The organism is Vibrio sp. Vf1514 (assembly GCF_052076135.1).
Taxonomy (GTDB): domain Bacteria; phylum Pseudomonadota; class Gammaproteobacteria; order Enterobacterales; family Vibrionaceae; genus Vibrio; species Vibrio furnissii.
Map to the genome: position 1 here is coordinate 787,613 of NZ_CP197267.1, position 11,859 is coordinate 799,471.

At 50.6% G+C, this 11,859-nt stretch carries 9 protein-coding genes and 4 tRNA genes; 5 read left to right on the plus strand and 8 right to left on the minus strand.

All coding sequences use genetic code 11. The annotated features are described in order from the left end of the window. The first annotated feature begins 183 nt into the window (after positions 1-183). The 5 genes from gmhB to treC all read left to right on the plus strand — a co-directional run bounded on the left by gmhB (position 184) and on the right by treC (position 5,749). Complete coding sequence (gmhB, locus tag ACS18Q_RS03710; protein WP_014205579.1) at positions 184-741, plus strand: D-glycero-beta-D-manno-heptose 1,7-bisphosphate 7-phosphatase; 558 nt, start codon at positions 184-186, stop codon at positions 739-741. Between the two features lie 152 nt (positions 742-893). After that, a complete protein-coding gene (locus tag ACS18Q_RS03715; protein WP_441257395.1) occupies positions 894-1,232 on the plus strand; it encodes an MliC family protein in 339 nt (112 codons plus the stop codon). A gap of 72 nt (positions 1,233-1,304) precedes the next feature. Continuing rightward, positions 1,305-2,258 (plus strand): trehalose operon repressor TreR, encoded by a 954-nt coding sequence (treR, locus tag ACS18Q_RS03720; protein WP_055467139.1) that lies wholly within the window; start codon positions 1,305-1,307, stop codon positions 2,256-2,258. Between the two features lie 306 nt (positions 2,259-2,564). After that, positions 2,565-3,989 (plus strand): PTS trehalose transporter subunit IIBC, encoded by a 1,425-nt coding sequence (gene treB, locus ACS18Q_RS03725; protein ID WP_172475403.1) that lies wholly within the window; start codon positions 2,565-2,567, stop codon positions 3,987-3,989. A 68-nt stretch (positions 3,990-4,057) separates the two neighbouring features. Continuing rightward, positions 4,058-5,749, plus strand: a complete 1,692-nt coding sequence (treC, locus tag ACS18Q_RS03730; protein ID WP_441257396.1) for an alpha,alpha-phosphotrehalase — start codon at positions 4,058-4,060, stop codon at positions 5,747-5,749. 36 nt (positions 5,750-5,785) lie between these two features. On the opposite strand, the gene ACS18Q_RS03735 is transcribed toward treC, so the two are convergent. The 8 genes from ACS18Q_RS03735 to ACS18Q_RS03770 all read right to left on the minus strand — a co-directional run bounded on the left by ACS18Q_RS03735 (position 5,786) and on the right by ACS18Q_RS03770 (position 11,649). Next, positions 5,786-7,129, minus strand: coding sequence for an MFS transporter (locus tag ACS18Q_RS03735; RefSeq protein ID WP_392443012.1), 1,344 nt, complete (start codon positions 7,127-7,129; stop codon positions 5,786-5,788). A 6-nt stretch (positions 7,130-7,135) separates the two neighbouring features. Next, a complete protein-coding gene (gene uhpB, locus ACS18Q_RS03740; RefSeq protein ID WP_055467142.1) occupies positions 7,136-8,635 on the minus strand; it encodes a signal transduction histidine-protein kinase/phosphatase UhpB in 1,500 nt (499 codons plus the stop codon). Further along, a complete protein-coding gene (gene uhpA / locus ACS18Q_RS03745) occupies positions 8,635-9,243 on the minus strand; it encodes a transcriptional regulator UhpA (RefSeq protein WP_014205572.1) in 609 nt (202 codons plus the stop codon). Before uhpA ends, uhpB begins: the two co-directional genes overlap by 1 nt. Positions 9,244-9,377: 134 nt before the next feature. After that, entirely contained in the window at positions 9,378-10,772 is a 1,395-nt protein-coding gene (uhpT, locus tag ACS18Q_RS03750; RefSeq protein WP_432583229.1) for a hexose-6-phosphate:phosphate antiporter, read from the minus strand. A gap of 290 nt (positions 10,773-11,062) precedes the next feature. Further along, a tRNA-Tyr gene (locus ACS18Q_RS03755) sits at positions 11,063-11,147 on the minus strand. Positions 11,148-11,228: 81 nt separating this feature from the next. Then, positions 11,229-11,313: transfer RNA gene (locus ACS18Q_RS03760), tRNA-Tyr, on the minus strand. An 81-nt stretch (positions 11,314-11,394) separates the two neighbouring features. Beyond that, positions 11,395-11,479, minus strand: a tRNA-Tyr gene (locus ACS18Q_RS03765). Positions 11,480-11,564: 85 nt separating this feature from the next. Then, positions 11,565-11,649, minus strand: a tRNA-Tyr gene (locus ACS18Q_RS03770). Positions 11,650-11,859 lie beyond the last annotated feature (210 nt).

Consider the following 11,859-nt stretch of genomic DNA (forward strand, 5'->3'; position numbering starts at 1 on the left):
ATTTTGAACTCTCTCTCACTTAGTAGAGGATGCTATGGGTTATCGATGGGCAAGTCAATAGATATTTTTACGTCTAGACGTCTAAACGGGTTAAGTGATGAGGCGGTTAAGTAATTAGATAGTGATGAAAGAAATAAAGCGTGCAATAATTCTCGGCACACTACGTTATTTGAGAGCATTATTTTGGCTAAACCTGCTGTGTTTTTGGACCGTGACGGCGTGATCAACGTTGACCACGGCTATGTGCACGATGAGCACGATTTTGAGTTTATCGAAGGCGTTTTTGAAGCGACGAAAAAGCTGCAGGAGATGGGTTACCTGTTGGTTCTGGTGACCAACCAATCCGGCATTGCTCGCGGCATTTTCAGTGAGGATCGCTTTCTATCTCTGACACAATGGATGGACTGGAATTTTGAAGACAATGGCGTTGAGTTTGATGGCATTTACTATTGTCCGCACCACGCAGAGCACGGTGTGGGCAAGTACAAAGAAGATTGTGACTGCCGTAAGCCAAAACCGGGGATGTTTATCTCGGCGCGTGACTTCCTCAAAATCGACATGGCCAAATCGGTGATGGTCGGTGATAAAGCCGAAGATTTGATGGCGGCAGACGCTGCGGGCGTGGGCACCAAGATTCTGGTTCGTACTGGCAAACCGATCACCGAAAAAGGCGAAGCGCTGGCGACGACGATATTAGAGAGCCTGCGTGATGTGCCCGCCTATTTGAGCGCACATCGTTAATGTCTTCAAAAGGTCGCCATCGGCGGCCTTTTTCCTTTCTATCAATCGGCTGTCTATGCTTGTAAGAACGACTTAACCACCTGTGCGTCAGAAGCACCGCGCCACCTGCGCGCGACTGACGTATGGCCTCACGTGATGAAAAGGAGAGGGATATGTTGGTTCGATTGACGTTCGTATTACTTGGTTTGAGTGCGCTGCTGACCGGATGTTCTTCCTCAAGCGGCAGGGCAAACGATGACACCTATGGGGCTTTCTTTCATTATCAATGTGATGACGCCGCATCGTTTGATGTGGCTTACGCCGCCAAACAAAGTGCCATGTTGCGGTTGTCGGATCACAGTTATCGTCTGATGGAGGTTGCGGCAGGCTCCGGCACCAAGTACATTCTGGATGACCATTCGACCGAGGCCAACCCCATCACGCTGTTTACCAAAGGTGATGCGGCAAGGTTAGAGGCCAATGGGGTCATATACAAAAACTGCTGGCGATAACGCTCGCTGGTCAGTGCCACTTTTCGGTGTGCGGCGACGCTGCCGCACCCGCTCTCAACATTAGTAGTCGTTATGGGTAAGAAACTCACTATTCTGGATATTGCAAAGCTCTCGGGAGTCGGTAAATCGACGGTTTCACGGGTGCTGACCAACGATCCCAAAGTCAAACCAGAAACGCGCGCCAGAGTCGAGCAAGTGATTGCCGAGCATGGCTACGTGCCATCGAAATCGGCCCAGTCGATGCGCGGGGGCAGCCAGAAAGTGGTGGGCGTCATCATCTCACGTCTTGATTCTCCCTCAGAAAACCGTTCGGTCAGCAGCATGCTGCAAGTGCTCTACAGCCAGGGGTATGACGTGGTGATCATGGAGAGCCAGTTTGATCGCGATAAAACTCGCGATCACCTCGATGTGTTGGCGAAACGCCATGTCGATGGGGTGATTGTGTTCGGTTTTACTGGCCTTGATATGGCGGCGTTGGTGCCGTGGCAACACCGCGCGGTGGTGATTGCGATGGACTCGGCGTCGGTGTCATCCATCAACTACGATAACCGAGGGGTGATTCGTCAGGCGATTGCGTTTTTGCAGCAGCAACATCGAGTGAATATCGCGTTTATCGGCGTCAATCCGAGAGATAAAACCACCGGTGAGATGCGCCTGCAAGCCTACTTAGATTGGTGTGAGGAACAAGGAAAAACGCCGATTTATCAAACGGGTGAACTGCACCATGAGAGCGCCTATCGTTTGGTGGACGAGGTGCTGACCGACAGCACTCAAGCGATTGTGTGTGCCAGCGATACCATCGCTATGGGCGTCATCAAACGATTACAGGAACGCCAACGCGAAGATGTGATGGTGACTGGTGTCGGCGGTAATGAACTGTTGTCGTTTCTGTTTCCCAATGTCTACAGTGTCGATCCCGGATATCGCCAAGCGGGCGAACAGGCCGCGAAACTCCTTATTCAGCATTTGTGCGGTGAAATTGACGAATGCGTGCATCTGACCCAAAGCCCCGCGACTGCGGGTTAATCCGCGATGCGGTTGTGCTCGCGTCGTGAGCGGGCGAGCACAACCTAGATAAGTAAGGTCGCAAACCGCGGCGTTCTTTCGTCTTCCTTTCTGTCTTGGTCGTCCGTGGGTTGTTTCATTCAGCGGACGTTGCCAAGATCGCATTTTTCACTCGGATCACTGCGCGCTTTGTGATCATTTTCAACTTGTGGGACTGTTCCCATTTTTCGTCATGATGAAGTATGTCAGTATGCTCGCAATTGTATGGGAATGTTCCCATTTTAAATGAACTATGATAATAAATGGATCAATAGGGTGGACGAGGATATGAGTAAGATAGCGAAGCAAGACGTTGCGCGTCTTATTGAGCTGGTCGGTGGCAATGAGAACATTGCCAGCGTAACGCACTGCCTGACACGGCTGCGTTTTGTGCTGAATGAGCCGAGCAAAGCAGACATCAAGCAACTGGAAGCGATGAGTTTGGTGAAAGGCTGCTTTACCAATGCTGGCCAGTTTCAGGTGGTGATTGGCACCGAAGTCGATGCCGTCTACAAGGTACTGCTTGAACTGACGGGGAAAAGTGGTGCGTCTAAAGATGAAGCCAAGCTCGCGGCGCGTCAGAACATGAACATGCTGGAGCGTGGCATTTCCCATTTGGCTGAAATTTTTGTGCCGCTGCTGCCTGCCATCATTACCGGGGGGTTGATTCTCGGTTTTCGGAACGTCATCGGCGACATTCGCATGTTCGATGGCAAAACGCTGGTGGAAATCAGCCAGTTTTGGGCCAGTGTCCATTCCTTCCTGTGGTTGATTGGGGAAGCGATCTTCTTCTTCCTGCCGGTCGGCGTGTGTTGGTCGACGGTGAAAAAGCTCGGCGGAACGCCCATTCTGGGTATCACGCTGGGGATTACTTTGGTGTCACCACAACTGATGAATGCTTACCTGATTGGTAAGCAGGTGCCAGAAGCGTGGGATTTCGGCTGGTTCGTGATTGAAAAAGTCGGCTATCAGGCGCAGGTGATTCCGGCCATTTTGGCGGGTGTGGTATTGGCGTTTATCGAGACCAACCTGAAGCGCATCGTTCCGGCCTATTTATATCTGGTGGTGGTGCCGTTTGTGTCCATCATTCTTTCAGTCATTCTCGCCCATGCTTTTATCGGGCCATTTGGTCGCGTGCTGGGTGATGGCGTGGCGTTTGCGGCGAAAGCGGCCATGACCGGTGACTTTGCGGTGCTGGGTTCGATGGTGTTTGGTTTCCTGTATGCGCCACTGGTCATTACCGGGATTCACCACACCACCAACGCGGTGGATCTGCAATTGATGCAGGATTTGGGCGGCACGCCGATTTGGCCACTGATTGCGCTGTCGAATATTGCGCAGGCATCGGCGGTGGTTGGCATCATCTTGATCAGTAAAAAGGCAGGCGAGCGCGATATCTCGGTTCCGGCGGCGATTTCTGCGTATTTAGGCGTGACGGAACCGGCGATGTACGGCATCAACCTCAAATACAAATTCCCGATGCTGAGCGCCATGATTGGTAGCGCGCTGGCGGCGGCCATCTGTGGCAGCTTTGGCGTGATGGCGAACGGGATCGGGGTCGGTGGTCTGCCGGGGATTTTGTCGATTCAACCGCAGTACTGGATGGTGTTTTTGATGGCGATGTTGGTGGCGATGGTTGTACCGATTGTGCTGACGCTGTTCATGTACAAGCGCGCGCAAGCCAAAGGCCAGCTGACCGCGGCTGAAGCCTAACCCTTTCTTTTTCAGAGTGGCCGTTGGCCGCTCTGCGATTTCTGATTTCAGGTAAGTGAGTTTACGTCATGACGACACAATTAACGGACGCCAACTGGTGGAAGACCGCGGCGATTTATCAAATTTATCCGAAAAGTTTCTGTGACAGTGCAGACAAAGGCACGGGTGATCTTCCGGGCATCATCAGCAAGCTGGATTACCTCAAAACGCTGGGCATTGACGCGATTTGGCTGACGCCGGTATACCAGTCGCCGATGATCGACAATGGCTATGATATTTCCGACTATTACGCGATTAATCCTGAGTTTGGCACCATGGCGGATTTTGACTGCCTGCTGGCGCAAGCGCACGCTCGTGGCATTCGCATCATCATGGACATTGTGGTCAACCACACGTCAACCGAGCACGCCTGGTTCCAGTCGGCGCTGGGGGATAAAGCCAGTCCGTATCGCGATTACTACATTTGGAAATCACCGGTCAATGGTGCCGAGCCGAACAATTGGCAGTCCAAGTTTGGCGGCAGTGCTTGGGCGCTGGATGAAGCGACCAACGAATATTATCTGCATCTGTTTGCCAAAGAGCAGGCGGATCTGAACTGGGAAAACCCGCAAGTTCGTCAGGAAGTGAAAGACATTATTTCATTCTGGGCGGAAAAAGGCGTGGACGGGTTTCGCCTCGATGTGATTAACCTGATTTCCAAGCAACAAGATTTTGCCAACGATGACCTTGGTGATGGCCGCCGTTTTTACACCGATGGCCCGCGCGTACATGAGTATCTGCAAGAGATCAGCCGCGATGTGTTCCAGCGTTACGGCAGCGTGACGGTGGGAGAAATGTCGTCAACCACCTTAGCACACTGCCAGCAATATTCGTCGCTGGACGGCAAAGAGCTGTCGATGGTGTTTAACTTCCACCATCTCAAAGTCGACTATACCCACGGTGATAAGTGGACTCGTGCGCCATTTGATTTTCTGCAGCTTAAGCAGATTTTCAATCATTGGCAGACGGGCCTTCATGGGAAAGGGTGGGGCGCATTGTTCTGGTGTAACCACGATCAGCCTCGTGTGGTCAGCCGCTTGGGCAATGACAAAGCCTACCGTGAACTGTCGGCCAAAATGCTGGCAGCGTCCGTGCACATGATGCAAGGCACGCCATACATCTATCAGGGGGAAGAAATTGGCATGACCAACCCCGGTTACACGTCCATTGAGCAGTATCGCGATGTGGAAAGCATCAACATGTACGACATCATGGTCAATCAGGGCACGACTTCCCATGAAGAGATGATGGCGATTTTGGCGCAGAAATCGCGGGATAATTCACGCACGCCGATGCAGTGGAATGCCAAGTCTCAAGCGGGCTTTACGCAAGGCACGCCTTGGCTTGCGGTGGCAGACAACTATCGCGACATTAACGCTGAGCAGGCGGTCGCTGATCCCGAATCGGTATTTTATTTTTACCAACGCCTGATTGCGTTGAGAAAAGAAGTGGCGGTGATTACGCACGGTGATTATCGCGATCTGTTGCCCGAGCATCGCGAGATCTTTGCCTATCAGCGCCAATCCGCGACGCAAACTTTAGTCTGTCTGAACAACTATTACGGACAAGAGAGTGAATGCGTGCTGCCCGCTGAGCTGGATGTCAGCCAAGCCCGTTATCTACTCGGCAACTATGCCGGCATCACAGAGCAACATGTGTCAGTTCATCAGATCCTTCGGCCGTACGAAACCCGCATCATCCTGATTGAATCTTCTCAATAAAATGTAACCGAGATACGCCCCGCAATGCGGGGCTTTTTAGTGAGGATGTTCGGGGGTTGCCGAGGTGCTTTCCTTGGGAAACTGCGCTTGAAGGAAAGGCAGCAGCAGTAAGCCGATGATGGCTGCGCAGACGGAAATCACAATGAAGAATCCTTTCCAATGAAAGGCCTCGAGCACTAAGGCCAGTGGGTAACCCGCCAACGCTGCGCCCATATAAGCAAACAGGCCTACAAATCCGGTTGCTGCGCCCGCAGAGTCTTTATGCGAGCACTCTGCCGCCGCCATGCCGATCAGCATTTGTGGTCCAAACACAAAGAAGCCGATCGCAAACAAGCCCGCCGCCTGAAATGCAAAATTGGTCACGGGCATCAGCCATAAGGCGGCGACCGATAAAAAAATGCCGATAGCAAACAACAGGTTCATGGGGCCACGGTTTCCGGCAAATAAACGGTCTGACCCCCATCCCGCGACTAGTGAACCGATAAACCCGCCGACTTCAAACAGTGATACGGCCGTATTGGCATCAATCAATGTGTAATGGTGTTGTTCGGTGAGATAGAGGTTGCCCCAGTCATTGATGGCGGTACGCACGATGTAAACCAGTACATAACTGAAGGCGAGTAACCAGATGTATTTGTTGTTGAATACATAGGTTTTGAGTATCTCGCGATAACTGAGACCACGGCCTTCGTTTTCCTGAGCTTTCTCTAGCGGATCATTGCGCCACTGACCAATACTTGGCAGCCCCAATGTGGTCGGGCGATCTCGCAGCCGCCAACAGAGAAACAGACCGATCACCACGCCGGTGATGCCAGGAACAACAAAGCCATGTCGCCAACTGTAATGCAGCGTAAGATAACCGACCACGATGGGAATCAGCGCGCCACCCACGTTATGGGCGGTATTCCACAGCGCCCAGCAAAAGCCGCGTTCTGAGCGGGAATACCAAGTGGTCAACAATTTGGAGCACGAGGGCCATCCCCAACCTTGAAACCAAGCGTTGAGGATCCACAGCAGCATAAATATTGTCACTGAACTGGCAAAGCCAAAGGCGATGTTAATCAGACCTGTTGCAATTAAGCCCAATCCCATAAAAAAACGTGGGTTGGAACGGTCAGAGATCGTGCCGGACAGAAACTTAGAGCAGCCGTATGTGATGTAAAACAGCGTGCCAATGAGGCCTAAATCGCCTTTATCCAGTCCCAAATCGGCAACAATCGCCGGTGCCGCATAGTTGAAGGTCTTTCGTGTGAAGTAGAAACCAGCATAGCCGATATACATCCCCAGCATGATATGCCATCGCCAATAGTGATAGGTTTGGTTCACCTGCGTTTGGCTCAGGGGGCGCGGTGATGTTTTAGCACTTAAAAATCCGAACATAGAACCTCACAATACCGGCAATTGAATATCGATACGGGTGCCTCGATATTGTTCGTGAATCGACTGAAGCTGGAATCGGCCTCCAAGGGCTTGGACTCGTTCTTTCATACCACGCAGCCCCATGCCCTTCATGCACTCTTCGAGTTTGAAGCCAACACCATTGTCTGCAATGGTCAACTTGACATGCTCATGGACTTCCAAACGTATTTGAATGCGAGTTGCGTGAGCATATTTGCAAGCATTGTTGAGCGATTCCTGACACAGTCGAAACAGTGTGACATTGAGGGTGTCGCTAAGGGTGTGAATGTCACCTTGCCAGTCAAAGCGAATGTCCACGCCTTGCACATCAAACTCCATCTCGCGTACCAGTTGCTCGACGGCATCTGTAAGGTTTAAATCATCGAGTGTTTTGGGCCTGAGTTTGGTCAGCAAGCTTTTGGTGGTGTCATACACATTGAGTGATAAGTTTTCAATCGTGTCAGCGCAATGAAAGCTGAGCGCTTCTGGCTCGCTGCGCTTGATGATGCTGGCTTGCGTGCGAATTGCAGTAATGTTTTGACCGATTTCATCGTGCAATTCACGTGCAATCTCTTTACGTACGGACTCTTCAGCAGTAATTAATTGACGGGCCAAATTTTGGTTGCGAGTCAACTCACTGCGTAGCTTCAGGTTAAGATCTTTTTGCCTTTGAACGGCCATGCCAAGCAGGATACCGGTCAGGCTTTGAGCGGTTAACGACAACAATAGATCGGTAATCTCCAAATTGGACACACCGCTTCTTGCTGCGATCAGTGCCACACTGTTGAGTAGGGTTGCCAACAGCGCGCCTTGCCAACCGTATCGAAACGCGAGCAGGATAATCGGTATGGCGAGGCAAAACGGTGCGAAGCGCCGCAGTTCATCGGGTAAGCTGGTTTGAAGCAAAATACTGGCAATAAACAACGAGCTATACAGTAGAATATGACGAACTTTAAATTCGATTTTGCGCGTCACCAAATTGGAGGTCAGTGGCATCCAGACACTCTGAAAGAGGTAGTTCCAGAGCAGATAACAACTGGGGACTAGCATCAATCCCCCCGTGATGCTGACGAGTCCAGTCATGTAAATCGAGCTCACATGCGCACTGATGGCAAGCACGTTAATCAGGCTCGTGAGTAGGATCAACGCGCCCATGACGCTCAAACGACGCCACTGTTCGCCATAATAATAGCGTTTGAAAAACCAAGTGACGGGCAGGCTAGATACACTGGCAAATAGAACCATCGACCATTGAGGTTGTTCCAATAACACGGCCAGAGCAATGGTTAACACCCATTCCGAAGCGTACAGCGCGGGCCAATATGAATTGCGAGTGTGCAGGGCTAAACCCAAACGCAGCGCGAAGGGGAAAAAGACAATTGCCAGTTCAGGGTCGTTGACAAAGTAGTAAGCGATCACCCACAAACAGAACCAAGCACAGCAGCTCATGAAAAAGCCGCATAGTGAAGTCAGCAGATAGTGACGCATTAAACGAGTTCATCCGGGAATAGTTTGGCCAACTCGACATTGTTTTTGACCCCAAGCTTGTCCATGGCATTGGCGCGATGAACGTGAACCGTTTTGTAGCTGAGTCCCAATTGAGCGGCGACTGTTTTAACGTCCAATCCTTCAGCCAGCATGCGGCAGACTTCTTTTTCGCGTTTGGTCAATTGATCGGCTTGGACGGCGGCTTTCTTCGGGGTGGCAAGACGAAGGGCAATGTCTGGGGTGAGATAGCAGCCGCCATTGGCACTGGTTCTGACGGCTTGTACCAACTCTTCTGGGCTGCAGCGTTTGCTAAGGTAACCTCGGGCGCCAAGTTCCAATGCTTTTTCCACCATCGCTGGCGAATCATGCACGCTAAGCATCACCACAGCTATGGCGGATGGGATCTCGGCCATCAGCGTTAAACCGCTCTCGTCGGGCATTGATATATCCAGAATGACAACATCAGCATGGCATCCGGGAAGGTGGCGACGCGCTTCTGCGACAGAGCCATATTCACCGACGATCTGAATGTCACTTTCCAAATTGAGAAGCTGAGCAAAGCCAGAACGAACGATGACGTGATCATCAACAAGCACAACATTAATCATGGTAGCCACCAGTGTGGGTCAGAACAGAGAGGCGGGTAAGTTTACGAGAAATGACAAGAAGCACAATGAGTATGCTTTTTTACGATAAAAAGAAGAGTTGTTATGCGCGCCCATTGTGAGCGCGCATGATGTCGTTAAGCGTCGGCGTTCGCTAGAGATAGTTTTTTCTGCTTGCGGATTTTCTTTTCTTCCGCAATGGCAACGAAGACCAGCAACGCAATACAGATAAAGGCTGATGTATCCAAAGCGGCGAAGGTACCTTTCCAGCCCGTCAGGCCAAAAATGGGGGTGCCATCGGCGATCATGCCCAAACCTAGTTTCGCGAAGCTGTCACCGATCAGGTAAGCAAATGTCCCTTTCACGCCATCGGCGACAGAGATGGCTTTCTTCGGTACGAAGCCCACTGCAGCAACACCAATCAGAAGTTGAGGGCCAAAGACCAAGAAGCCAAGCACAAACAGCGATGCCAGATACATAAACTCGCTGGTGGCGTGTTGGTAGAATTCCAACGAGACGATGATTAATCCCAATGAAATACAGGCAACCAAAGCGCGACGTCCATTGGCGAGATCAGACAGATAACCCCACATCAAGGTGCCGACCAAAGCACCGACTTCGAACAACGTAAAACCGGAAATAGCCGCTTCTTTGGACAAGCCCAGCTCTTGATAAGCGTACACGGTTGACCACTGGTCTATACCGATACGTACGATGTAGAGGAAAATGTTGGCAAAGCACAGTAACCAGATCACTTTGTTTTTCAGGACGTATTCCACAAAGATTTCGCGCTTGGTCATGTGGTTTTCTTCTGCAGCGGTGTCTTCTTCGCTGATCGCTTCATCAAATAACTCTTCTACTTTACCCAAACCATAAGACTCTGGTGAGTCACTACCGTAGCGTAAACCGATGAAGCCGACGATCAATGCAATGATTGATGGGAAAATAAACATGCCGATCACGTGGCCATTAAACAGATAGTTGGCACCGAATAAGGCGACACCTGCTGCGCCTGCGCCCCCAACGTTGTGTGACATGTTCCACAAGCCAAGGTAGGAGCCACGCTTGTTACGCGGGGTCCATTTGGTGATGGTTGAGTAACTTGATGGGCCGCCAGTACTTTGGAAAAAGCCACTTAAGCCGTAAAACGCGATCATCAAGAAGAGACTGACGCTGCCGCCACCCATGCTGAAGCTAAAGCCCAGCATCGCAAGGCCAGATAAGATCAGCATGAACGGCAGGAACTGTTTGGTGTTTTTGCCATCGGCGTAATAGGACACCACAGTTTTACCAATGCCGTATGTGATGGAGAAGCCCAAACCGATCAACCCCAGCTCAGTCATGGAGAGACCGTAGGTTGAAATCATGTCGTTTTGTGCAACGTTGAAGTTTTTACGAATCAGATACATGGTCATGTAACCGATAAATACAACCAGATAAGATTGCATGAACGGTTTGAACCACATTTTTCTTCTGACGTCGACGGGTAAGTCCAAAGTTGGCTTACGTACCTGTTCGAGGAAATTTAGCATAGAAGATTCTCGTTTCAGAAAGTACAAAAATAAAAAGGGGGTAGTACAGGAACTGACTGTCTGAAAATCATTCTAGGGATTGCCTTGGTGTGTCACATGAGAGCTTGTCTTAAGCCGAATAGGAAATATTCCTAGATTAGCTAATATGACTATCAAAACGTGAATGTAATCACACAGGAGCGGCAGGGGTAATGGGGCGGTTGCTATGACGTTGGAGACATCTCAAGCGTTTGAAATGGTCAAATCACAGGCAACAAAAAAGCCAGCTCAATGAGCTGGCTTTTCGTGTATGGTGGAGGGGGACGGATTCGAACCATCGAAGGCGGAGCCGGCAGATTTACAGTCTGCTCCCTTTGGCCACTCGGGAACCCCTCCAGGGGATTTTTATACTTAGAAAGTGTTTTCCCAACACGGCTTTCCAAGTGCTTTCTTATGAGAATGTCACAAGAAATAATATGGTGGAGGGGGACGGATTCGAACCATCGAAGGCGGAGCCGGCAGATTTACAGTCTGCTCCCTTTGGCCACTCGGGAACCCCTCCAGGGGATTTTTATACTTAGAAAGTGTTTTCCCAACACAGCTTTCCAAGTGCTTTCTTATGAGCATGTCACAAGAAATAATATGGTGGAGGGGGACGGATTCGAACCATCGAAGGCGGAGCCGGCAGATTTACAGTCTGCTCCCTTTGGCCACTCGGGAACCCCTCCAAGGGGTTTTTATACTTAACTGACGTTTTCCCAACGCATCAATCAAGTGTTTCTCACGACAGCTAATGCTCTCACGAGAAGAATATGGTGGAGGGGGACGGATTCGAACCATCGAAGGCGGAGCCGGCAGATTTACAGTCTGCTCCCTTTGGCCACTCGGGAACCCCTCCAGGGCTTTTTATACTTAACTGATGTTTTCCCAACGCATCACTCAAGTGCGGAGCGCATCTTATCAAACTCGCTCCCTCTGTAAACCCTTTTTTTGTCTTTTTGAATTGAATGCTGTCTTTTTCGTCAAAGAAGCCAATAAATTACCGTTTTGTAGGAATAAATCACAGTGTTACTTACAGTTTCATTCTGATCTTTACGTTCCTTGACGT

Coding starts and splice junctions, on each gene's coding strand:
- treB (WP_172475403.1), top strand. CDS start 2,565: ATGAGTAAGATAGCGAAGCAAGACGTTGCGCGTCTTATTGAGCTGGTC.
- uhpA (WP_014205572.1), bottom strand. CDS start 9,243: ATGATTAATGTTGTGCTTGTTGATGATCACGTCATCGTTCGTTCTGGC.
- ACS18Q_RS03735 (WP_392443012.1), bottom strand. CDS start 7,129: ATGTTCGGATTTTTAAGTGCTAAAACATCACCGCGCCCCCTGAGCCAA.
- treR (WP_055467139.1), top strand. CDS start 1,305: ATGGGTAAGAAACTCACTATTCTGGATATTGCAAAGCTCTCGGGAGTC.
- uhpT (WP_432583229.1), bottom strand. CDS start 10,772: ATGCTAAATTTCCTCGAACAGGTACGTAAGCCAACTTTGGACTTACCC.
- treC (WP_441257396.1), top strand. CDS start 4,058: ATGACGACACAATTAACGGACGCCAACTGGTGGAAGACCGCGGCGATT.
- ACS18Q_RS03715 (WP_441257395.1), top strand. CDS start 894: ATGTTGGTTCGATTGACGTTCGTATTACTTGGTTTGAGTGCGCTGCTG.
- uhpB (WP_055467142.1), bottom strand. CDS start 8,635: ATGCGTCACTATCTGCTGACTTCACTATGCGGCTTTTTCATGAGCTGC.